Here is a 21,932-nt window from a genome sequence, read left to right on the forward strand (position 1 = left end):
GGTGCGGGCGTCGCCGGTTCTGGCGGCGCCTCAGATGTCCAGCAGATCCTCGTCGGCGAAGGCGGCATGCTCGGAGATGAAGGCGAAGCGCGCCTCCGGCTTGTTGCCCATGAGCCGTTCCACCAGATCATCGGTGAGGGCGCGGGCGGCGTCCTCCACTCCCACCCGCAGCAAGGTGCGGGTCTTGGGGTTCATGGTGGTTTCCTTCAGCTGCGCCGGCATCATTTCGCCAAGGCCCTTGAAGCGCCCGATCTCCACCTTGCCGCGGCCGCTGAATTCCTTCTTCAGCAACTGGTCCTTATGGGCATCGTCGCGCGCATAGAGCGTTTTGGGCCCCTGCGAGATGCGGTAGAGCGGCGGCACCGCCAGGAACAGATGACCCTCCTCCACCAGCTTCGGGGTGAGGCGATAGAAGAAGGTCACCAAGAGCGAGGCGATATGGGCGCCGTCCACGTCCGCGTCGGTCATGATGATGACCTTCTCGTAGCGCAGGTCGGTCTCGCGATACTGGTTGAGGGTGCCGCAGCCCAGCGCCTGCATCAGGTCGCCCAATTGCTGGTTGGCGGCGAGCTTGTCGCGCCCGGCGCTGGCCACGTTCAGGATCTTGCCGCGCAGGGGCAGGATGGCCTGGTTGCGGCGGTCGCGGGCCTGCTTGGCGGAACCGCCGGCCGAGTCGCCCTCGACGATGAACAGTTCCGAGCCCGCCGCCTCGGTATTGGAGCAATCCGCCAATTTGCCCGGCAGGCGCAGTTTGCGCACCGCGGTCTTGCGGGAGATTTCCTTCTCCTGGCGACGGCGCAGGCGCTCCTCGGCGCGCTCCACCACATAGTCCAGCAGGCGCGCGGCCTGCACCGGATTGGCCGCCAGCCAATGGTCGAACGGATCGCGCAGCACCTGCTCGACGATGCGCGCCGCCTCCGCCGTGGCGAGGCGGTCCTTGGTCTGGCCCTGGAATTCCGGCTCGCGCACGAACACCGAGAGCATGGCGGCGCAGCCGGCGATGATGTCGTCTCCGGTGAGCAGCGCGGCGCGCTTGCCCTGGCCGGTGCGCTCCCCGTGCTCCTTCAGGCCCTTCAGCAGCACCTGCCGCAGGCCGTTCTCATGGGTGCCGCCATCCGGGGTGGGGATGGTGTTGCAATAAGAGGAGATGCCGCCGTCCGCATCCGCCACCCAGGCCACCGCCCATTCCGCCGAGCCATGGCCGCCGGGCTTCTGCACCCGGCCGGAGAAGATGTCCCCATGTACCAGCGTCTGGCCCTCGATGTCGGCGGCCAGATAATCCCGCAGGCCGCCGGGAAAGCGGAAGGTCATCTTTTCCGGCACGCCGGTGGTGCCCACCAGCAGCGCCGGATCGCAGGACCAGCGGATTTCCACCCCGCCGAACAGATAGGCCTTGGAGCGGGCCATGCGGAACACCCGCGCCGGCTCGAACCTGGCGGCGGCGCCGAAGATGTCCGCATCGGGATGGAAGCGGATCTTGGTGCCGCGGCGGTTGGTGATCCGCCCCACTTCCACCACCGGACCCTGCGGTGCGCCGCGGGAGAAGGTCTGGCGATAGAGGGTCTGGTTGCGCGCCACCTCCACTTCGAACACGTCGGACAGCGCATTGACCACCGACACGCCCACCCCATGCAGGCCGCCGGAGGTCTCATAGACCTTGCTGTCGAACTTTCCGCCCGAATGCAGCGTGGTCATGATGACCTCGAGCGCCGACTTGCCGGGGAATTTCGGATGCTCTTCCACCGGAATGCCGCGGCCGTTGTCGATCACGGTCAGGAAGCCGTCGGCGCCCAGCTGCACTTCGATGAAGGTGGCGTGGCCGGCCACCGCCTCGTCCATGGAATTGTCCACCACCTCGGCGAACAGATGGTGCAGCGCCTTGGCGTCGGTGCCGCCGATATACATGCCCGGACGCCGGCGCACCGGCTCCAGCCCTTCCAGCACCTCGATGTGGGCGGCGGTGTAGTCGCTGGCCATGGCCGGCACCACGGGCGCCGACGCGGCAGCGGCCGCCTTGGCGCGGGAGCCGCGGGCCGGGGGCGTGGGGGCGGAGAAGAGATCGTCGGAATCGGACATGGGGCGGGAGCAGTCTCTCGCGAATCGCGCACCGTATGATGACAGCGCAACGGGGAAGGGGGAACAGACCGGAAACGGTTTTGCGTTGCCGTGTCTTTTACCCGACATCGGATGGGTGTACAGACCTTCGCCCGCATAAGGCCAGCCTTGTTCGCAAGGGACTGCCGTGCGGGAGGGTCTCAAGTATGGTCCCGCGGGTGCGGGCAGGAGAACGTCATGTCGGAAGCAAAGGCACGGATCGCGGTATTGGGCGCCTCGGGCTATACGGGCTCCGAGCTGGTCCGCCTGTTGCTGCGACACCCGCGCGTGGAGCTGGTGGCCCTGACCGCCGACCGCAAGGCTGGCCAGGCCATGGCCGACGTGTTCCCGCAATTTGCGCCGTTCAAGCTGCCGACCCTGGTGACCATCGACGACGTGGATTTCACCGCCGTCGACTTGGTGTTCTGTGCCCTGCCGCACGCCACCACCCAGTCGGTGATCAAGACCGTGTTCGAGAAGGCGCCCAAGGTGAAGGTGGTGGATCTGTCCGCCGACTTCCGCCTGTCGGACCCCGGCGCCTATGAGAAGTGGTATGGCCACGTCCATTCCGCGCTCGACCTGCAGAAGGAAGCGGTGTTCGGCCTGGTGGAGATCTATCGCGACCGGATCAAGGGCGCGCGGCTGGTGGCCAATCCCGGCTGCCACACCACCACCGCCATCCTGCCCATCGTGCCGCTGCTGGAAGCCGGCGCCATCGATCCGGACAGCATCGTGGTGGACAGCAAGACCGGCATGTCCGGCGCCGGGCGCTCCGCCAAGGAGGCGATGCTGTTCTCCGAGGTCTCGGAGGGCATCAACGCTTATTCCGTCGGTGGCCATCGCCATATGGGAGAGCTGGACCAGGAATATTCCAAGGCCGCCGGCCGCACGGTGCAGCCGGTGTTCGTGCCGCATCTGGCGCCCATGAACCGCGGCATCTATGCCACCATCTATGTGCGCACCACGGGGGGCACCGCCGAGGACCTGCATCGCATCCTCAGCGATTTCTACAAGAACGAGCATTTCGTGTTCGTGCTGCCGTTCGGCCAGGTGCCGCACTCGCGCAATGTGCGCGGCTCCAACTGGGCGCATATGGGCGTGGTGGCGGACCGGGTGCCGGGCCGCGCCACGGTGATCTGCACCATCGACAATCTGGTGAAGGGCGCCTCCGGCCAGGCGGTGCAGAACATGAACCTGGTGCTCGGCTTCCCTGAGACCCTGGGCATCGACCAGATCGCTCTGGCCCCCTGAGCGGGGCGCGGCGCCTCCTGACAGGGGCGCCGCATGCTGCCGCTGGGTTAATCCCGACAATCCGATATTGCCGTCGTTCCCTTTGGCAACGCGCGTTGCTGAAGCCCTTGTGCGTCGCAAGAGCGGCGCGCTAGGCTGACTCTGGTCGTCGGGCGTTCCCCCCGGCGATGCCCCCCGCGCCCTGCGGCGGAACGTTCCGCTCCGCCATCGCTTCCCAGATCGCATGTCATCGGCCGATCGGGCCGACCTCGTCATCTGCAAGACCAAGACGGTGACGGCCCTTCAGGTCCCACACCGCGCCGCCGGATGCGTCTCCTCAGGAGCGCGTCCATGGAAACGGCCCCGGGGCCGGATGCCGATCCGCGCGCTGCGGCGCGGTGGGTCCGGTCCCAAGGGGAGACGGTCACCGGCGCGTTTGCGGATCGGCGCGATCCGCCGCCCGGTGGTCCAAGGAGACCATGATGAGCTTTCTCATCTGTCTGGGCGCACTCGCCTTTTTGATGTTCGTCGCCTATCGCGGCTTCAGCGTGATCCTGTTCGCGCCGGTCGCCGCCATGGCCGCTGTCCTGCTGACCGATCCCACCGCGGTGCCGGTGGTGTTTTCCGGCCTGTTCATGGACAAGATGGTCGGGTTCATAAAGCTCTATTTCCCGGTGTTCCTGCTGGGCGCCGTGTTCGGAAAAGTCATCGAGCTATCGGGATTTTCCCGCTCGATCGTCTCCGCCATCATCAAGATCCTGGGGCCAAGCCAAGCGGTGCTGGCCATCGTGCTGGTAGGCGCGGTGCTCACCTATGGCGGCGTGTCGCTGTTCGTGGTGGTGTTCGCGGTCTATCCGTTCGGCGCCGAGATGTTCCGCCAGATCGGCATTCCCAAGCGGCTGCTGCCGGCGGTGATCGCGCTGGGCGCCTTCTCCTTCACCATGGACACCCTGCCGGGCACGCCGCAGATCCAGAACATCATCCCCACCACCTTCTTCAAGACCACAGCTTACGCCGCCCCGATCCTGGGTCTGGTGGGCGCGGCCTTCATGCTGGTGGTGGGCGTGGGCTATCTGGACTTCCGCCGCCGCCAGGCGCTCAGGGCCGGCGAGGGCTATGGCGATGGCCATTCCAACGAACCGGTGATCGACGCCACCCAGACCCTGGTGAATCCGCTGATCGCGATCCTGCCGCTGGTGGTGGTCGGGGTGGCGAACCTGATCCTGGGGCGGATGATCCCGGTGTGGTTCGGCCCCACCGCCGCCGCCACTTTGGTGGAAGGGCAGGCGGCCATTTCCATGCCCACCAATTCGGTCGCCGCCATCTGGGCGGTGATGGGCGCGCTCTTGCTGGGCATCTTGACGGTGTTCCTGTTCGGCTACCGGTCGGTGGCGGCGCAATTCGCGGAAGGGTCGAAATCCTCCGTGGCCGGGGCCTTGCTGGCCTCGCTCAACACCGCCACGGAATACGGCTTCGGCGCGGTGATCGCCGCATTGCCGGGCTTTCTGGTGATCAAGAGCGCGCTCAGCGCCATCCCCAACCCGCTCATCAATGAGGCGATCTCGGTCACCACTTTGGCCGGCATCACCGGCTCGGCGTCCGGTGGATTGTCCATCGCGCTGGCGGCCATGTCGGAGCAGTTCATCGCCCAGGCCAATGCGGCGGGCATTCCGCTGGAGGTGATGCACCGGGTGGCGGCCATGGCCTCGGGCGGCATGGACACGCTGCCGCACAATGGCGCGGTGATCACCTTGCTGGCGGTGTGCGGCCTCACCCATCGCCAGTCCTATGGCGACATCTTCGCCATCACCCTGATCAAGACCGCGGCGGTGTTCTTCGTGATCGGCTTCTTCTATCTCACCGGCCTGTATTGAGCCGGCCCTGAAACGACACGGGCGCCCTCGCGGGCGCCCGTTTCCTCATATGGTGAGGGGCGAAGCGCTCAGGCGCGCTCTTTCACATAGCGGCCGGGCGCATCCTCGATGGGCATCAGGACGCCGCCGCCGGGCTCGCGCGCCGGCACATCGTCGGGATGCTGGGCGGAGAACCACTCCATCCAGTCCGGCCACCACGAGCCCTTGTGCTCCTGCGCGCCCTTCAGCCAGCCGGCGTAGTCGCCGCCCACCGCGCCGCCGGTCCAATACTGGTATTTCTTCTTCACCGGCGGGTTCACCACCCCGGCGATATGACCGGAACCGGCCAGCACGAACCGCACCGGGCCGCTCAACAGGCCGGCGCCGACGAAGGCGGACTGCGCCGGCGCGATATGGTCCTCGCGGGTGGCGAGCGAATAGACCGGGATGTTCACCTTGCCCATCTCGATCCGCACGCCGGCGATCTCCGCCAGGCCCTTGGCGATATTGTTGTGCAAATAGCAATTGCGCATGTAATAGGAATGGTTCGCCGCCGGCATACGGGTGGAATCCGAGTTCCAATACAGTAGATCAAACGGGAATGGCGATTTGCCCTTGCCGTAATTGTTCACCACATAAGGCCAGATCAAGTCGTTCGACCGCAGCATGTTGAAGGCATCGGCCATCTTCTTGCCTTCGAGATAGCCCATCTCCTGCATGCGGCGCTCCAGCACCTCCAGCTGCGCCTCATCCACGAACACCTTCAGGTCGCCCGCATGGGTGAAGTCGATCTGGGTGGTCAGGAAGGTGGCGCTGGCCACCCGGTCGTCGCCGGTGGCGGCCATATAGGCGAGCGTCACCGCCAAGAGCGTGCCGCCGACGCAATAGCCGATGGTGTGGGCCTTGTGCTCGCCGGTCACCTTCTCCACCGCGTCCAACGCGGCGAAGATGCCTTCGCGCATATAATCGTCGAAGCCCTTGGTGGCGAGGCGGGCGTCCGGATTGACCCAGGAGATCACGAACACCGTCAGGCCCTGGTCCACCATCCATTTGATCAGGGATTTTTCCGGGGTGAGGTCGAGAATATAGAATTTGTTGATCCACGGCGGCACCAGCAGCACCGGGGTCTTTTTCACCGTCTCGGTGGACGGGGCATATTGAATGAGCTGCATCAGTTCGGTCTCGAAGATCACCTTGCCGGGGCTCAGCGCCAGATTGCGCCCGACCGCGAACGCGCTGGTGTCAGACTGGCGGATGCGCAGATCGCCATTGCCCGCCACCAGATCCTCGGTGAGATTTTTCATGCCCCGAACCAGATTGTCGCCCGAGGAGACAATGGTCTCGCGGATCAGCTCCGGATTGGTCATGACGAAATTGGTCGGCGACACCGCATTGGAGAGCTGACGCACCAGGAACTCGGCCTTGTGCTTGGTGTGCGCATCGAGCCCTTCGGCCTCCTGCACCATGCTCTCGGCCCAGTGGCTGGTGACCAGATAGGTCTGCTTCAGGGCATCAAAGAACGGGCTCTCCCAGTCGGGATCCTTGAAGCGGGCGTCCTTGGGGTCCACCGGGGCGGGCGGGGGCGGCTGCTCGCCATTGAGCTTCTTCAGGGCGGTCGACCAGACCCCCAGATAGCCGCTCATCAGCCGCGACTGGGCCTCCACCGACCGCTGGGGATCGGACATCCAGTAATTGGCCACCTGGCTGAAGGTCCGGATCACGTCGGCGATGTCGTCCGACATGTCGTCGATCTTGCCCTCCTCGCGGGGGCGCATATAGGCCGCCATGGCCTTGCCGCCTTCCTCCACCAATTTGGCGAGGTTCTGGGCGAAGGCCTCCACATTGACGGAGGCGAGGCGCGATTCTGTGGTGACGTCGCTCGGCGGGGCCATGCGGGATTCCTTGAGACCGTTCCGTCCGTTATAGATCGTTTTTCCGACGGATCTGTTTCGCGCCGTCGGCTTAAGTCATAATAGTGCGGCGACCACGCGGGGGCGAGGGGCAGGCGGTGCGAGAGCGCCGTCGAGCTGTGAGGATCTGATGGGGATAAGGCCAGAACGCGGCACGGCAACGGTTTTGCCCGATCGCAGGACCACAGCAGACCGCGCGATGACGGCTTCGGGCCGCTCGGTGCGGGCGCTCGGGCTGTTGGCGCTGGTGCTGACGCTGGGTGGGTGTGCCGGCGATTCGCCGTTCGCCGCGCTCGGTCCGCGCATTCCCGACGTGCCCAAGGTGGACGCGGCCGCCTATCTCAGCGTCGGTGCGCCCGATGTGAAGCGCCCGCCGACCCTGAACGCCGCCGATCAAGCCAAGCTGGAAAAGGACCTGGAAGCTCTGTCCAAGGACAATGGCAAGGCGCTCGAAGCGGCGATCGAAAAGGGCACCTGAGGGCGACGGGCGCGGATGCAACGAAATCGGTTGTCCGCCGTTTGTTTTCGGGGGGCAGGACGGCCCGCCCGGCGAAACACTTTCAGCGGACGGCAGGGATGACGACATGGCCGGCATTGCTGCTCGTCCTCTGTGCGAGCGTGTCGCAGATTTCAGCGACCGCCGCCGCGGAGTCGCCGGGCGTCACAGGGGCGCCATCGCTACAAACCCAGATCATGCGATGCTTTTCGCCGCCGCCGGGCGCGACCACGCCGGTAACCCTCACCTTTTCGCTGGCGGGTGACGGCACGGTGTCCGGCGCGCCGCAGGTGGTGGCGCAGGGCACGGCCGCGGTGGACCAGGCCTTCGCTAAGGCCGCCGCCCGGGCCATCACCCGCTGTGCGCCCTATACCGCCGCCGCCGACACCGTGACGGTCACGTTTGCGGTGACGCAGCCGCCCGGTCCGGTCGTGTCGTCGCCGGCCGCGCGCCCAACGGAGAGTACGCCCCTGGACATTCCCATCGCGGGCGGCACCCTCACCGTGACCATTCCCGACGGCCTGTGCGCCGTCCATGCGGAGCGCAGCCCGGCGCAGGCCACGCTGTGGCGTGCGTTCACGCCGCCGCCCCAGCGCGGGGCGAAACTGCTGGCATTGGCCATCGATTGCCCGACGCTGGAGCAAGACGAGGTGGGCGGGCGTCCGCGACCCAGGCGGGTGTTCACGCTGCTGGGCGGCGCCGCGCAGGCAGAGCCGGAGCCACTGGAGGCCTATCTCGCGGGACTGGCGGAGCGCTTCAGCCAGCGGGAGCCGTTGACCGACCGCTTCTGGCAAAATCCGCCCGCCGCCGGGGCGCCGATGGTGGGTCGGGATGCGCGCGCCGTCTATGTGGCCCAGCGGCAGCTGCGAAAATCCGACGGAATTTCTGTGGCCGGAATCAGCGGCTACACCTTGGTCGGCACCACGCCCTTGATCGTGAATGTCCTTTCCATGGATGGCTCCGACATCGACCCGCAGGCGCGGGCTACGGTGGCGGCGGTGGTGGAGCGCCTGCACCACAGTCCCTCAGCGCGTTAGGCAGCCTTGCGGGGCATGGCGCGGTTGCGCTGCAACATTGCCGGAGGCTGGTTTTCCGGTGGCTCCGCGCCGCAATGGGTGGTTTTCGATTCACCGAAGAGTGTTAAAAGGGCGGTTCGCCGCGCCGGGAGGTTGAGAGCGCGGCTGTTGGAGCTTCGTGTCATGACCGATTTTCACCGCATTCGCCGGCTGCCGCCCTACGTGTTCGAGCAAGTGAACCGTGTGAAGGCCGCCGCCCGCAACGCCGGTGTGGACATCGTCGATCTCGGCATGGGCAATCCCGACCTCGATGCGCCGGCGCATGTGATCGAGAAGCTGAAAGAGACCATCGGCAAGCCGCGCACCGATCGCTATTCCGCCTCCAAGGGCATTCCCGGCCTGCGCAAGGCCCAGGCGGCCTATTATGAGCGCCGGTTCGGGGTGAAGCTGAATCCCGACACCCAGGTGGTGGCGACCTTGGGCTCCAAGGAAGGCTTCGCCAACATGGCGCAGGCGATCACCGCGCCGGGCGACGTGATTCTGACCCCCAATCCCAGCTATCCCATCCATGCCTTCGGCTTCCTGATGGCCGGCGGCGTGATCCGCTCGGTGCCGTCCGAGCCCGACGAGCACTTCTTCCACGCCATGGAACGGGCGGTGCAGCATTCCATTCCCAAGCCGATCGCGGTGGTGGTGTGCTATCCCTCCAACCCCACCGCTACCGTGGCGAGCCTGGATTTCTACAAGGACGTCGTCGCCTTCGCGAAGAAGAACGACCTCATCGTCCTGTCCGATCTGGCCTATGCGGAACTCTATTTCGACGAGGAACCGCCGCCGTCGGTGCTGCAGGTGCCCGGCGCCATGGATGTGACGGTGGAATTCACCTCCATGTCCAAGACCTTCTCCATGGCCGGCTGGCGCATGGGCTTTGCGGTGGGCAATGAGCGGCTGATCTCCGCCCTGTCGCGGGTGAAGTCCTATCTGGACTACGGCGCCTATACGCCGATCCAGGTGGCGGCGGCTGCTGCGCTCAATGGCCCGCAGGACTGCATCGCCGAGATGCGCGAGACCTATAAGCGCCGTCGCGATGCGCTGGTGGACAGCTTCGGCCGCTCCGGCTGGACCATTCCCGTGCCGCGCGCCTCCATGTTCGCCTGGGCGCCGATCCCCGAGCCGTTCCGCGCCATGGGCAGCGTGGAATTCGCCAAGCTGCTGATCGAGAAGGCGGAAGTGGCCGTGGCCCCCGGCGTCGGCTTCGGCGAGCATGGCGACGACTATGTGCGCATCGCGGTGGTGGAGAATGAGCAGCGCATCCGCCAGGCGGCGCGCAACATTCGCCGCTTCTTCGACCAGGCCGGCACGACGCTGCACAATGTGGTGCCGCTGACCGCCGCCCGCTGATCGCCCCGAAACGCGGCCCGCACACGTGGCCGCCGACCTGCACAGGACATTCGTTCGTTCCATGAGCCAATTGAGAGTGGGGCTGGCCGGCCTCGGCACCGTCGGCGTCGCGGTGGTCCGCATGCTGGAGCGCCAGGCCGCCGAGATCGAAGCGCGCACCGGGCGCGCCATCAAAATCGTGGCCGTATCGGCCCGTGATCCCAAGAAGGATCGCGGCATCGACCTTGGCGGCGTGCGCTGGCACGCCGATCCGGTGGCGCTGGCGCGCGATCCGGAGATCGACGTGTTTGTCGAACTGATGGGTGGCGACGGCGATCCCGCCAAGGCGGCGGTGGCCGCCGCGCTGGAAGCCGGCCGCCCGGTGGTCACCGCCAACAAGGCGCTGTTGGCCAAGCACGGTCTGGAGATGGCCGAGCGGGCGGAAGCCTCCGGTGCCACGCTGCATTTCGAGGCGGCGGTGGCCGGCGGCATTCCCATCGTCAAGACCCTGCGCGAGTCGCTGGGCGGCAACCGCATCGAGCGGGTGTCGGGCATTCTCAACGGCACCTGCAACTACATCCTCACCCGCATGGCGGATGAGAAGATGGCGTTCGACACCTGCCTCGCCGAGGCCCAGCGCCTCGGCTATGCGGAGGCCGATCCCACCTTCGACATCGACGGTCACGACACAGCCCACAAACTGGCGTTGCTCACCAGCCTCGCCTTCGGCACCAAGGTGGATGCGGACGCCATCTATGTGGAGGGCATCCGCTCCTTGACCCTGGCGGATCTGGAAGCAGCCGACGAGCTAGGCTTCAAGGTGAAGCTGCTGGGCGTGGCGGTGCGCACCGACCAGGGCATCGAGCAGCGCGTGCATCCCACCATGGTGCCCAAGCACTGGCCCATCGCCCAGGTCTCCGGCGTCACCAATGCGGTGGCGGTGGATGGCGACGCGGTGAACCTCACTCTGGTCGGCCCCGGCGCCGGCGGCGCGGCCACCGCCTCGGCGGTGGTGGGCGATCTGGTGGATGTGGCCCGCGGCAACGGCGTCTATGCCTTCGGCCTGCCGGTGGCGACGTTGCAGGCCTCCGAACGGGCGCCCATGCAGCGCCATGAGGGCGGCTATTACATCCGCCTCTCCGCGGTGAACAAGCCGGGCACCGCCGCCACCATCGCGCGGCGCATGGCGGAGGAGGGGATTTCGCTGGAATCCATCGTCCAGCGCCGTCCGGCCCGCTCCCACGGCGCCTCTGCGGCCAATGCCGGCCCCGACGACGTCGCCGTCATTCTCATCACCTATGCCACCACCGAAGACGCGGTGCGCCGGGTGATGGCCGCCATCGAGGCGGACGGGGTGATCGTCGGCCTTCCCCAGGTGATCCGCATCGAAAAGGACTGACCCTTATGTCCGCCTCCCGCGTGCCGCAGCAATTGGACCGCCGTCTCGCCCTCGACCTGGTGCGAGTGACCGAGAGCGCGGCGGTGGCCGCGGCGGTGCTGCGCGGGCGCGGCGACGAGCAGTCCGCCGATGAAGCCGCCATCGCGGCGGCCCATCGGGAACTGGCGCACATGGCGATCAGCGGACGGGTGGTGATCGGCGAAGGGGTGGAGGGGGAAGTTCCCCACCTGTTCATCGGTCAGAGCGTGGGGGCCGGCGGCGAAACCGTGGACATCGCCGCCGATGCGCTGGAAGGCACCACCTTGTGTGCCAAGAACATGCCCGGCTCCATTGCCGTGATGGTGCTGGCGGCGCCCGGCTCTCTGCTCAATGCCCCGCCGGTCTATATGGACAAGGTGGCGATCGGCCCCGGCTATCCCGCCGGCGTGGTGTCGCTCACCGCTAGCCCTGAGGACAATATCCGTGCGCTGGCCCAGGCCAAGGGTGTCTCCCCCTCGGAGATCACTGCTTTGGTGCTGGACCGTCCCCGCCATGCGGCGCTGATCGCCGCGGTGCGGGCGGTGGGTGCGTCGGTGAAGCTCATCACCGATGGCGACGTGGCCGGCATCATCCACACCACCAATCCCCGCGACAGCGGCGTGGACATTTATCTCGGCATCGGCGGTGCCCCGGAAGGCGTGCTGGCCGCCGCGGCGCTGCGCTGCATCGGCGGGCAGATGCAGGGGCGTCTGATCCTCGACACCGAGGCCAAGCGGAGCCTCGCCAAGGCGCTGGGCATTCGCGATTTCACCAAGGTCTATGACCTGGAAGAGATGGTGCGCGGCGATTGCCTGGTGGCCGCCACCGGCGTCACCGACGGGGCGCTGCTGCATGGGGTGCGGTTTGGACGCGACATGGTGGAGACCGACACGCTGCTGATGCGCGCCGCCACCGGCACCGTGCGCCATATCGCCACCCAGCATCGCGACCTCGACAAGTTCCAGCTGGACGCGTGAGCCGCGCCCGCGCGGCCTCAGTCCGGGGCTTTGGCCCGCGCAGTGAGGGAGGCGGCGGATGCAAGACCTGCTGACGCAAAACCTCCTGATGCGCCTCGCCATTGCGCTGGGTATCGGCCTGGTGGTGGGCATCGAACGCGGCTGGCAGACTCGGACCCTTCATAATGGCAAGCGCACCGCCGGGGTGCGCACCTTTGCCCTCGTCGGCCTGCTGGGCGGCGTGGTCGCGGCGGTAACGCAAGCCCTGTCCAGCCCACTGCTCCTGGCGGTGGGGTTCGCCGTGTTTGCGGCCATCTTCGGCGGGCTGTCTTGGCGGGAATTGCGGGCCCGCCGCCAATTCAGCGCCACCGGTCTGGTGGCCGGCCTTCTGGTGTTCTGCCTCGGCGCGTTGGCGGTGCTGGGCGATCCAAGAGTAGCGGGGGCCGCCGCCATCGCGGCCACCGCCATCCTCGCCAGCCGCAACATGCTGCATGGTCTGGTCCGGCGGCTCACCTGGGTGGAACTGCGCTCGGCTTTGGTGTTGCTGGCCATGACGGTGATCGTGCTGCCCTGGCTGCCCGACCGGACCATCGATCCGTTCCACAGCATCAATCTGCGTGAGATCTGGCTGTTCACCGTGATGACCGCGGCCATTTCCTATGCGGGCTATGTGGCCATCAAGGTGGCGGGGCCGCAGATCGGCATCCTGATCAGCGCCCTGGCCGGGGCGCTCGCCTCCTCCACGGCGGTCACCATCGCCTTTGCCCGGCGATCCGTGGCGGGGGATCCGGTGCAACTGCTGGCCGGTGGGGCGGCGCTGGCGGGCATGGTGTCGCTGCTGCGGGTGCTGGTGTTGCTGGCCATGGTGGCCCCTGGCCTGCTGACCGTCGTGGCCCCGCCCGCAGGCGCAGCGGCGCTGGCATTCGGCGTGGCCGGCGCCGTCCTGCTGCGGCGGCAGGAACAGGCGGCGGCAGGGCCGTCATCGCCGGGAAATCCCTTCGAACTGCGGCCCTTGCTGCTGTTCGCCGCGCTGTTTGCAGCAGTGTGTGCGCTCAGCGGCTGGCTGCTCCAGGTGGTGGGGTCCGGCGGCTTGCTGATGATCACCGGGGTGGCCGGCCTGGTGGACGTGGATGTGGCCACCTTGAACGTGGCGCGGCTGCCAACCGGCACCGTCCCTCCGCAGACTGCCGCGCTGGCCATTCTCACCGCGCTGTTGGTGAATGCCCTGGCGCGGGTAGCCTATGCGGCGGTGAGTGGCACCTGGGCCTTTGCGGGGCGCCTGCTGCTGGCCACCCTTGGCGCGGTGGCGGTGGGCGGCGGCGTGTTCCTGGCGCTGCACGCATGACACGCACAGGAGCCCTGCGCGTCCGGACTCGACGCGACCCATCGGCTCTGTCTTCATGGCGCCCGTGAACATCGCCCTGACGAATCGCCCCTTTCTCAACGTCGCGCGATCCGCCACGGGGAAAGTCTGGCGCGATCGGCTGGACGTGCGCGCGTCCCAGGCGGCGCTGGCCATCGCCCAGCGGCACCATGTGCCGGATCTGGTGGCCCGGATTCTGGCCGGGCGCGGCGTCGATCTGGATGAGGTTCCGGCCTATCTCGACCCCACCATCCGCGCCCTGCTGCCCGATCCCGATACGCTGACCGACATGGGCGCGGCGGTGGATCGCATCGCCCGCGCCGTGACCAACGGCGAGCAGGTGGCGGTGTTCGGCGATTATGATGTGGACGGCGCCACATCCACCGCTCTGCTGGTGGATGTTCTGCGGTCCGGTGGGCTCGACCCCTTCTTCCACATTCCCGACCGCATCTTCGAGGGCTACGGCCCCAATGTGGGTGCCATCGAGCAATTGGCGGCGCGCGGCACCACCTTGCTGGTGACAGTCGACTGCGGCACCACCAGCACCGAGCCGCTCGCCGCCGCCAAGGCGCTGGGCATGGATGTGGTGGTGATCGATCACCATCAGGCCGGCGAGCATCTCCCGCCCGCGGTCGCCATCGTCAATCCCAATCGCGAGGACGACCTGTCGGGCCTCGGCCATCTGTGCGCGGTGGGCCTGGTGTTCGTCACCATGGTCGGCCTGGTTCGGCGCCTGCGGGAACTGAACCACTGGACCACCGACCGGCCCGCGCCCGATCTGCTGGCGGCGCTGGATCTGGTGGCCCTGGGCACCGTGGCGGACGTGGTGCCGCTGAAGGGGCTGAACCGGGCCTATGTCACCAAGGGCCTGATCGCGCTGCGCCGCCGCCAGCGGCCGGGCCTCACCGCCCTGATGGACTGCGCCCGGCTGGATGGTCCGCCCCGGCCCTGGCATCTGGGTTTCCTGCTGGGACCGCGCATCAATGCCGGCGGGCGGATCGGCGATGCGACGCTGGGCACGCGCCTGCTTCTGACGCGCGATCCGGTGGAGGCGCGCACCATTGCCGCCGAACTGGACCGCCTGAACAGCGAGCGCCAGGCGGTGGAACAGGGCATCCTCGCCGCCGCCGAGGCGGAAGCCCAATTGGCCATGGGCATCGACAATTCCGGTGCCACCGTCGTGGTCAGTGGAGATGGCTGGCACCCCGGCGTGGTCGGGTTGGTGGCCTCGCGGCTGAAGGAGCGCTTCGCCCGCCCGGCCTTCGCCATCGCCTTTACCGGCAATACCGGCACCGGCTCCGGCCGCTCCATTCCCGGCGTGGACCTGGGCCGGGCGGTGCGCGGCGCGGTGGAGCGGGGGCTTCTGGTCAAGGGCGGCGGCCATGCCATGGCGGCGGGCCTCACTGTGGAGCGGGCGCATCTGGGCGATCTGCGCGCCTATCTGGAAGCGGAACTGGCCCCCGCGGTCGCCCGCGCCGAGGGCGAGGGCACGCTGACCATCGACGGCGCCCTCACCGCCAGCGGCGCCACGCCGGCTTTGCTGGAGCAGGTGGCCAAGGCTGGCCCCTACGGGGCCGGCAATCCCGATCCGGTGTTCGCCTTCCCGGCCCATCGGCTCACTTATGCGGAGGCGTTCGGCGCCGGGCATGTGCGGGCCAAGCTTGTGGCCGGAGACGGCTCCTCGCTGAAGGCGGTGGCCTTTCGCTGCGCCGAGGAGCCCTTGGGTCGGGCGATCCTGGCCGCGCGCGGCCGCAGCGTGCATGTGGCCGGTGCGCTGGAACTGGAGCAATGGCAGGGCGAAGCCCGCGTCGGCTTCCGCATCCGCGACATTGCGGAGATGGGCTGAGCGTCAGGCGCGATCGTCGGCCATGGTGCTGGCGGTGGCGCTTGCATCGGCGGGGATGAAGCGGATCAGCACGCAGCACACCAGGGCGGTAGCAGCGAAATAAAGGCCCGGCGCCGCGTGCCAGCCGGTGACCTTCACCAGCACCGTCGCCACCAGCGGCGCGGTGCCGCCGAACAGCGCCAGCGCCACATTGTATCCCAGCGACAGCGCCGTGCAGCGCATGGCGGGCGGATGAAGCGCCACAAACACCGCGGGCAGGGCACCCAAAAAGATGGCGGCCAACAGCGCCAGACCCACCTGGGCCAGGGTGATCGCCAGCAGCGTGCCGGTGGAGGCCAGCATCAGCAAGGGGATGGCCAGAGCCATGGTGAGAAGCGCGCCGATGAACAGCAATCGCTTGCGGCCGATGCGGTCGGACACATGGCCCATGCCCAGCGTCGCCAGCAGCCCGACCACCAGTCCCAGTGTGCCGATGCCCAGCGCGGTCTGGTAGGGCAGGCCGAGAATGTCATTGGCATAGCTGATGAACCAGACGAACACGAGATAGTAGCCCACCGACGCCACCCAGTTCAGCCCGGCCGCCAGGGCCATGTGGCGGCCCTCCTGGCGCAGAGCGGCGCGCAGCGGCTGCGGCTCCACGGTGTGGGTCGCGACCAGCCGGCTGAAGGCGGGCGAATCCGGCACACCGAACCGCACCCACAGCCCGGCGACGCCCACCAGCAGGCCGCTGAGGAAGGCCAGACGCCAGCCCCATTGCGTCATGGCGTCCGCGGGCAGCACTTCCACCAGCAGCCAGCCAACGCCCGCGCCCAGCAAGCCGCCGATCATGGCGCCGAAATTGGCGACGCTGCCATAGAGGCCGCGCTGATTCTCGGGCGCCTGCTCCACCAGGAAGACAATGGAGCCGGAAAACTCGCCGCCGGTGGACAGGCCCTGCACCAGCCGCAGCACCGTCAGCAGCACCGGTGCCAGCAGCCCGACGCTCTGATAGGTGGGCAGCAGCCCCATGAGCGCGGTGGGCAGCGCCATGAAGGCCACCGACAGGGTGAGCATTTCCCGTCGCCCCAGGCGGTCGCCGATCTGTCCGAACACGATGCCGCCCAGCGGGCGGGCCAGGAAGCCGAGCGCGAACACCGCATAGCTGCTGATGAGGGCGGCCAGCGCATCGGTGTCGGGAAAGAAGTGGCTGGCGATGAACGGCGCCATCACGCCATAGAGCGCGAAATCGTACCATTCCAGCACATTGCCCACGACCCCGGCGATGATGACGCGGCGCCGCGCGTTACGGGGATCGGATACGGCGGCGGCGTCGTGCACCGGCGGGCTCCTGTGTCGCGGTCGGGGCGAATGCCGCTGCGATTCGCCGCCCATGATCGTCAATGGGCGGACGCTTGGATACCAGGGTGGCGCGCGCCTAACGCTTCGAATCCGGCGTCGGGTTCCGGCGGGGACGATCGATGAGGATACCCCGGGTCACCGCCGCCGCGCCAAACTTGGCGCGGACCGCGTCCATGGCGGTCTCTGTGGCCTTGAGCCGTTCCGTGGAGGTGTCCACCAGATCCGCCGGGTCGGCCTCGCTTCCTTCCGAAAGATCCGACAGTCCGACGCCGATCAGGCGAAACGGCGTACCGTCCACCTCCTTCAGCAGCAGATCATGGGCGGCGGCATACAGCCTGGCGGCGAGGCGGGTGGGGCTTTCCAGGGCGCGGGAGCGGGTGCGGGCGCGGAAGTCGGCGGTCTTCAGCTTCAGCGTCACCGTGCGTCCGGCGCTGTCCGCCTGTTTCAGGCGGGTGCAGACCTTCTCGCACAGGGCGTAGAGCGTCTGCTCCAAAGGCCGCAGGTCGCGCAAATCGGTATCGAAGGTGGTTTCCGCCGAAACGCTCTTGGCCTCCCGGTCCGGCGTGACGATGCGCGCATCCAGGCCCCGCGCCAGTTTCCACAATCGCAGGCCCTCGGCGCCATAGCGACGGGCCAGGTCCTTCTCGTCGGCGCGCTGGAGATCGGCGATCAGGGGGAAGCCGTCGCGGGTGAGTTTGGCGCCGAAGGCCGGCCCCACGCCCCAGATGAAGGTGACGGGGCGCGGCGCGAGGAAGGCGGGTGCTTCCTCCAGCCCCAGCACCGAATAGCCGCGCGGCTTGTCCAGGTCGGACGCGGTCTTGGCCAGGAACTTGTTGGCCGCCAGCCCCACCGAAATGCTGATGCCGATCTCGCTTTCCACCCGCGCGGCAAAGCGCGCCAGCACGCGCGCGGGGCTCAGGCGGTGCAAGCGCTCGGTGCCGGTGAGATCGAGGAAGGCTTCGTCGATGGAGAGCGGTTCCACCAGAGGCGTCAGTTCCTGCATCAGCGCCCGCACCTGCCGGCCCACGGCGACATATTTCGCCATGTTGGGCTTCACGATCACCGCGTTGGGGCACAGCGCCTTGGCCTTGTACATGGGCATGGCCGAGCGCACGCCGGAGATGCGGGCGATATAGCAGCAGGTAGACACCACCCCGCGCACGCCGCCGCCGATAATCACCGGCACGTCGGCCAGGCTGGGGTCATCGCGCTTCTCCACGGCCGCATAGAAGGCGTCGCAATCCACATGGGCCACGCTCAGCGTGTGGATCTTCGGATGGCGCACCAGCCGTGGGCTGCCGCAGGCCGGACAGCGCGGCGCCGCCCCCGCATCCGCCAGGCAGTCGCGGCAGAATCCGGGGACGGGCAGGGCGTCGCTCATGCTCAATGGGGCCGGCGGACCACCGAATCGGGATCGGCGGGCGGGCTCAAAAGGTCGTGGGCGCGCTGCACGGCGGCGGGCTGAAGCTGGGCATGGGCGCAGAACACCAGCAGCAGCGGCTCGTCGGACAGGAGGTAGGCCAGAACGCCGGCGCCGAAGTCCGGGCGCCGCGCGGCAGTGCGCAAGCCTGACGGATCAAGGCCTGTGGCCTCCAGGAAGCCGGCGATGCGCTCGCCGTCCCCGGCCAGAAAGGACAGGGCGGAGATGGCGATGTCGTCGGCCCGCGCGCGTTCCGCGGGGCGTTCTTTGATGGGCATTTGCGCTTCCGAAACGAATGACGTCTAGCTATCCCATCATGTCCGATCCGCCCGCGCCTGCGAAGCGGCATATGAGACGGCCCGGGGGGCAAGACAGATGCCGAAGACAGTGATGATTGTGGAAGACAATGAGCTGAACATGAAGCTCTTCCACGATCTGCTGGAGGCCCATGGCTACCGGACCGTGGAAACCCGCAACGGCATTGAGGCCATGGATCTGGCGCGCGCCCACCAGCCGGACCTGATCCTCATGGATATCCAGTTGCCGGAAGTCTCCGGGCTGGAGGTCACCAAATGGCTGAAGGCGGATCCGGAGCTGAAGTCGATCCCGGTGGTGGCGGTGACCGCCTTCGCCATGAAGGGCGACGAAGAGCGCATTCGCGCCGGTGGCTGCGAGGCCTATTTGTCCAAGCCGATCTCGGTCGCCAAGTTCCTGGAGACGGTAAAGCTGTTTGCCGGCGGCTGAGCGGCATCGCCGCGCGGAGGCCGCCGCTCAAGATCTGGAGCGGATGGCGAATCCTGCCCCTATGGGTCGTACCCCTTTGCTTTCCCGCGCCCTTGGGCTAGCTTCATAGGATGTTAGGTTCACGGAGCCGATGCGGATCGCCCAATGGCGCGCGCGGTTTCTTCCCTAACCCTACGGAGTGCTCAGGTCCGCCGCATCTCCTGGGTCCGTGGGGTTCGGCCGGCCGGTGGACGACAACGGGAGGCCTCCCCGTCCGTCCACCGCCGGCCACCTCACCCTTTATCCACACCTTCCGTTCAGCTTCGATTTTTGCGTGCCGCGCCCGCTTTCGGGCGATGGCATGGGCTTGGCCGACCCCGTGTCTTTTCGCACAGCGCTGGGGTCGTCCTCGGCCGTGCGGATGGAGCGGGGTTGATTCTGAGTCGCCGGACGCATCGACGGCAGTTGCATTGCGAATCGCCAAAGAAAAAGGCGCCTCCGGAGGAGGCGCCTTTCAGTCGGTCACAATTGAAACCGCGGGTCAGATCACTTGATCTTCGTCTCGCGGAATTCCACGTGCTTCTTCGCCACCGGGTCGTACTTCTTCATCACCAGCTTTTCAGTCTTGGTGCGAGAGTTCTTCTTCGTGACATAGAACACGCCGGTGTCCGCGGTGGACAGAAGCTTGATCTTAATGGTTGCAGCCTTGGCCATGGTCGTTCCTTGATGCCGCTCCGGCGCGCAAGCCGATAAGGTCGGTTGCGGGAAAAGAATTACGGACGCGCTGCCGGTACGGCGGCTCGTGAGCGCGGAAATTCCCTCATTGTCCCGGAATTGTCAACCCTTCGCGCCGCCGCTCGAAGCTGAGGCGCCCTGCCACCACCAGCACATACATGCCGAGCATGCCCGCCACCACATAGGCAAAGCCGTAGGGGTTGTAGGCATCCATGCCGAAGCCCACCAGCGGCGGGCCGACGATGAGGCCGACCGAGTACAGCATGACAAAGGCGGCGTTGGCGGCTGCCAGATCCGCGCCGTGAAAACGCTCGCCCAGATGCGCGAGACCCACCGTATAGAGGCTGCCGACGATGCCGGTGGCCAGGAATACCGCCACCTTGAACTCCAGCGTGTGCACCGCCAGGAACGGCAGCACCAGGGCGCCGACGGTTCCGAACAAAGCGCAGACCAGTAGCAGAAAGCGCCGGTCGATCTTGTCGCTCACCAGCCCCAGGGGGATCTGGAACGCCACATTGCCCAGCACGGCGATGGTCAGCAGCAAAGAGGCGTCCGTGTCGGACAGGCCGAGTCGCACCCCGTAGAGGGGCAGAAAGCTCATCACCGCCGTCTCGATGGCGCCGAAAATGAACGCCGCAAGCGTGGCAATGGGCGAGCGGCGCACGAAGCCCAGCACGCCGTGATGGTCGTCCTCATGGATGGTGGGCGTCATGCCCCGGGCCATCAGAATGGGGATAGCACCCAGCGACAGCACCACGGCACCAGCCAAATAAGGCGCCCAGCCCCGCGCGCCCAAGAGCCCGAGAATCAGTGGCCCCATGGCCGCACCGATGGACAGAGCGGTGGCGTAGATGCCCATCACCAGTCCGCGCCGGTGCGGCGGAGCGACCGCATTGATCCAGAATTCGCTCACCGCGAACAGAATGCAGAGCGCCGCGCCGAAGGCGAACCGCAGCGGGAACCACATGACGAAAGAGGGGATCGCCTTGAACCCGACCAGGGTCAAAGCGGTCACCGCGATCGCCAGGGTCAGCAGCATGCGCACGCCGATCTTGCGCACCAGCAGCGGCACGAACGGGGCGGTGAAGATGGTGGCGATGCCCGCCACCGCCGTATTCACGCCGATCCAGGTGTTGGAGATGCCGCGGCTTTCCAGTTCCAGCGCCAGCAGCGGGATGGACAGGCTAATGCCGATTCCGACCACCGAGACGGCGGAAATGGCGGCAGTGATGGACGCAGACCGGCTCGCGCGCGCGATGGGCCGCTCGGGGGCGTGCATGAAGACCTCAGAACCTCGGCAGGCGTTGGGACGCCCGTGTCAACGTCAACGGGATGGCGGTGCAGGCGGCGTTCAACTTTGGACACAACCCAACGTGGCTTTAGCCACGCGCGGCGGCCTAGTCGAGCAATGCCCGGACGAAGCGTCCGCGCTGCATGGAATAAAACGGCACCGGATCGCGCCGGCGCAGTCCCGCCTCGATCCGCGCGCCCACTTCCTGAAGTACGACGCGGGTGATGGTGGGAAGTTCCGCCGCCTCCGTCTCCGCAATGGTGAGCCAGCGCAGCTCGATAAGCTCCGATTGCGGCCCCACCATGCCCTCCACCCGGGCGCCCACGTCCTTGACGTCAGCCAGGAAGAAGCGGGTATCGAACCGCTTCGGTCGGCGCGGCGGCGTGATCGCCCGCAGCACGAAGGTGAGGGATTCCAGATTGGGATAGACCCCGTGCTCGGCGAAGGCCTGCCATTCGCCGGCGGGCGCCGCGGGTGCGCCGGCCTCGGTGGTGCCGATCAAAAGCCCGGTTTCCTCATAGGTTTCGCGGATCGCCGCCGCGGCCACGGCGCGGGCACGGCCGAGGGTCGGGCGCTGGACCCCGGCCATGAGCCGGCGCTCGCTATCCCCATCCAGCATGCCGAACACCGGCATGGCGCGATCGCACGCTTCAACCCGTCCGCCGGGGAAGACGAACACATTGGGCATGAAGCGGTGGCTGGGATGACGCAGGCCCATGAGAATGCGGGGCGTCTTGCCGCTGCGATCCACCAGGATCAGCGAGGCGGCGTCGCGCGGGCGCACGTTGGGGTGGGTCTGGTTGCGCTCGCTGGCGGTGAGGCGTGCGGCGAGGTCCGGTTCTGCGGTTTCGGTCATGGGGCTGC

18 protein-coding genes are annotated in these 21,932 nt (G+C 67.4%); 10 read left to right on the forward strand and 8 right to left on the reverse strand.

Annotation, left to right across the window (positions count from 1 at the left end):
• Window positions 1-30: 30 nt before the first annotated feature.
• Complete coding sequence (gene parE / locus AAG816_RS13735; protein ID WP_341990210.1) at window positions 31-2,076, reverse strand: DNA topoisomerase IV subunit B; 2,046 nt, start codon at window positions 2,074-2,076, stop codon at window positions 31-33.
• Between the two features lie 216 nt (window positions 2,077-2,292).
• Here parE and argC point away from each other — a divergent pair, with 216 nt between their 5' ends.
• Together argC and AAG816_RS13745 are read left to right on the forward strand one after the other, a co-directional pair.
• On the forward strand, window positions 2,293-3,345 hold the full coding sequence (gene argC / locus AAG816_RS13740) for an N-acetyl-gamma-glutamyl-phosphate reductase (protein WP_341990211.1): 1,053 nt from the start codon (window positions 2,293-2,295) through the stop codon (window positions 3,343-3,345).
• 461 nt (window positions 3,346-3,806) lie between these two features.
• Window positions 3,807-5,198 carry a GntP family permease gene (locus AAG816_RS13745; RefSeq protein ID WP_341990212.1) on the forward strand — a complete coding sequence of 464 codons (1,392 nt, stop codon included), beginning with the start codon at window positions 3,807-3,809 and terminating at the stop codon, window positions 5,196-5,198.
• Between the two features lie 68 nt (window positions 5,199-5,266).
• On the opposite strand, the gene phaC is transcribed toward AAG816_RS13745, so the two are convergent.
• Window positions 5,267-7,069 carry a class I poly(R)-hydroxyalkanoic acid synthase gene (phaC, locus tag AAG816_RS13750; protein ID WP_341990213.1) on the reverse strand — a complete coding sequence of 601 codons (1,803 nt, stop codon included), beginning with the start codon at window positions 7,067-7,069 and terminating at the stop codon, window positions 5,267-5,269.
• Window positions 7,070-7,286: 217 nt separating this feature from the next.
• Here phaC and AAG816_RS13755 point away from each other — a divergent pair, with 217 nt between their 5' ends.
• The 7 genes from AAG816_RS13755 (at window position 7,287) to recJ (ending at window position 15,561) form a co-directional block, all read left to right on the forward strand.
• Window positions 7,287-7,565 carry a hypothetical protein gene (locus tag AAG816_RS13755; RefSeq protein WP_341990214.1) on the forward strand — a complete coding sequence of 93 codons (279 nt, stop codon included), beginning with the start codon at window positions 7,287-7,289 and terminating at the stop codon, window positions 7,563-7,565.
• Window positions 7,566-7,780: 215 nt separating this feature from the next.
• Complete coding sequence (locus AAG816_RS13760; protein WP_341990215.1) at window positions 7,781-8,620, forward strand: hypothetical protein; 840 nt, start codon at window positions 7,781-7,783, stop codon at window positions 8,618-8,620.
• A gap of 162 nt (window positions 8,621-8,782) precedes the next feature.
• Window positions 8,783-10,000, forward strand: a complete 1,218-nt coding sequence (locus AAG816_RS13765; protein ID WP_341990216.1) for an LL-diaminopimelate aminotransferase — start codon at window positions 8,783-8,785, stop codon at window positions 9,998-10,000.
• A gap of 61 nt (window positions 10,001-10,061) precedes the next feature.
• A complete protein-coding gene (locus AAG816_RS13770; RefSeq protein ID WP_341990217.1) occupies window positions 10,062-11,378 on the forward strand; it encodes a homoserine dehydrogenase in 1,317 nt (438 codons plus the stop codon).
• 5 nt (window positions 11,379-11,383) lie between these two features.
• Window positions 11,384-12,373, forward strand: coding sequence for a class II fructose-bisphosphatase (gene glpX / locus AAG816_RS13775; protein WP_341990218.1), 990 nt, complete (start codon window positions 11,384-11,386; stop codon window positions 12,371-12,373).
• A 58-nt stretch (window positions 12,374-12,431) separates the two neighbouring features.
• On the forward strand, window positions 12,432-13,697 hold the full coding sequence (locus AAG816_RS13780) for a DUF4010 domain-containing protein (RefSeq protein ID WP_341990219.1): 1,266 nt from the start codon (window positions 12,432-12,434) through the stop codon (window positions 13,695-13,697).
• A gap of 55 nt (window positions 13,698-13,752) precedes the next feature.
• Window positions 13,753-15,561, forward strand: a complete 1,809-nt coding sequence (recJ, locus tag AAG816_RS13785) for a single-stranded-DNA-specific exonuclease RecJ (protein WP_341990220.1) — start codon at window positions 13,753-13,755, stop codon at window positions 15,559-15,561.
• A 3-nt stretch (window positions 15,562-15,564) separates the two neighbouring features.
• Here the strand turns inward: recJ and AAG816_RS13790 are convergent, their stop codons facing one another.
• From AAG816_RS13790 to AAG816_RS13800, 3 genes are all read right to left on the reverse strand, one after another.
• Window positions 15,565-16,878, reverse strand: coding sequence for an MFS transporter (locus AAG816_RS13790; RefSeq protein WP_341990221.1), 1,314 nt, complete (start codon window positions 16,876-16,878; stop codon window positions 15,565-15,567).
• Between the two features lie 97 nt (window positions 16,879-16,975).
• Entirely contained in the window at window positions 16,976-18,280 is a 1,305-nt protein-coding gene (locus AAG816_RS13795; protein ID WP_341990222.1) for a DNA polymerase IV, read from the reverse strand.
• A gap of 2 nt (window positions 18,281-18,282) precedes the next feature.
• Window positions 18,283-18,597, reverse strand: coding sequence for a DUF3572 domain-containing protein (locus AAG816_RS13800; RefSeq protein ID WP_341990223.1), 315 nt, complete (start codon window positions 18,595-18,597; stop codon window positions 18,283-18,285).
• 97 nt (window positions 18,598-18,694) lie between these two features.
• Here AAG816_RS13800 and AAG816_RS13805 point away from each other — a divergent pair, with 97 nt between their 5' ends.
• Window positions 18,695-19,063 carry a response regulator gene (locus AAG816_RS13805; protein WP_341990224.1) on the forward strand — a complete coding sequence of 123 codons (369 nt, stop codon included), beginning with the start codon at window positions 18,695-18,697 and terminating at the stop codon, window positions 19,061-19,063.
• A gap of 525 nt (window positions 19,064-19,588) precedes the next feature.
• Here AAG816_RS13805 and rpmG read toward each other — a convergent pair.
• The 3 genes from rpmG to AAG816_RS13820 form a co-directional block, all read right to left on the reverse strand.
• On the reverse strand, window positions 19,589-19,756 hold the full coding sequence (gene rpmG / locus AAG816_RS13810; protein WP_341990225.1) for a 50S ribosomal protein L33: 168 nt from the start codon (window positions 19,754-19,756) through the stop codon (window positions 19,589-19,591).
• A 106-nt stretch (window positions 19,757-19,862) separates the two neighbouring features.
• The gene (locus AAG816_RS13815) at window positions 19,863-21,056 is read right to left on the reverse strand and encodes an MFS transporter (protein ID WP_341990226.1); all 1,194 of its coding nucleotides are present in this window, start codon (window positions 21,054-21,056) and stop codon (window positions 19,863-19,865) included.
• Between the two features lie 118 nt (window positions 21,057-21,174).
• The gene (locus AAG816_RS13820; protein WP_341990227.1) at window positions 21,175-21,924 is read right to left on the reverse strand and encodes an NUDIX domain-containing protein; all 750 of its coding nucleotides are present in this window, start codon (window positions 21,922-21,924) and stop codon (window positions 21,175-21,177) included.
• Between the last annotated feature and the right edge of the window lie 8 nt (window positions 21,925-21,932).

The sequence above is a fragment of the Azorhizobium sp. AG788 genome (assembly GCF_943371865.1).
Taxonomy (GTDB): domain Bacteria; phylum Pseudomonadota; class Alphaproteobacteria; order Rhizobiales; family Xanthobacteraceae; genus Azorhizobium.

Coding starts and splice junctions, on each gene's coding strand:
- AAG816_RS13805 (WP_341990224.1), top strand. CDS start 18,695: ATGCCGAAGACAGTGATGATTGTGGAAGACAATGAGCTGAACATGAAG.
- AAG816_RS13765 (WP_341990216.1), top strand. CDS start 8,783: ATGACCGATTTTCACCGCATTCGCCGGCTGCCGCCCTACGTGTTCGAG.
- AAG816_RS13755 (WP_341990214.1), top strand. CDS start 7,287: ATGACGGCTTCGGGCCGCTCGGTGCGGGCGCTCGGGCTGTTGGCGCTG.
- recJ (WP_341990220.1), top strand. CDS start 13,753: ATGGCGCCCGTGAACATCGCCCTGACGAATCGCCCCTTTCTCAACGTC.
- AAG816_RS13780 (WP_341990219.1), top strand. CDS start 12,432: ATGCAAGACCTGCTGACGCAAAACCTCCTGATGCGCCTCGCCATTGCG.
- AAG816_RS13800 (WP_341990223.1), bottom strand. CDS start 18,597: ATGCCCATCAAAGAACGCCCCGCGGAACGCGCGCGGGCCGACGACATC.
- AAG816_RS13820 (WP_341990227.1), bottom strand. CDS start 21,924: ATGACCGAAACCGCAGAACCGGACCTCGCCGCACGCCTCACCGCCAGC.
- rpmG (WP_341990225.1), bottom strand. CDS start 19,756: ATGGCCAAGGCTGCAACCATTAAGATCAAGCTTCTGTCCACCGCGGAC.
- AAG816_RS13760 (WP_341990215.1), top strand. CDS start 7,781: ATGCGATGCTTTTCGCCGCCGCCGGGCGCGACCACGCCGGTAACCCTC.
- AAG816_RS13745 (WP_341990212.1), top strand. CDS start 3,807: ATGAGCTTTCTCATCTGTCTGGGCGCACTCGCCTTTTTGATGTTCGTC.
- phaC (WP_341990213.1), bottom strand. CDS start 7,069: ATGGCCCCGCCGAGCGACGTCACCACAGAATCGCGCCTCGCCTCCGTC.
- AAG816_RS13770 (WP_341990217.1), top strand. CDS start 10,062: ATGAGCCAATTGAGAGTGGGGCTGGCCGGCCTCGGCACCGTCGGCGTC.
- argC (WP_341990211.1), top strand. CDS start 2,293: ATGTCGGAAGCAAAGGCACGGATCGCGGTATTGGGCGCCTCGGGCTAT.
- glpX (WP_341990218.1), top strand. CDS start 11,384: ATGTCCGCCTCCCGCGTGCCGCAGCAATTGGACCGCCGTCTCGCCCTC.
- AAG816_RS13815 (WP_341990226.1), bottom strand. CDS start 21,056: ATGCACGCCCCCGAGCGGCCCATCGCGCGCGCGAGCCGGTCTGCGTCC.
- parE (WP_341990210.1), bottom strand. CDS start 2,076: ATGTCCGATTCCGACGATCTCTTCTCCGCCCCCACGCCCCCGGCCCGC.
- AAG816_RS13795 (WP_341990222.1), bottom strand. CDS start 18,280: ATGAGCGACGCCCTGCCCGTCCCCGGATTCTGCCGCGACTGCCTGGCG.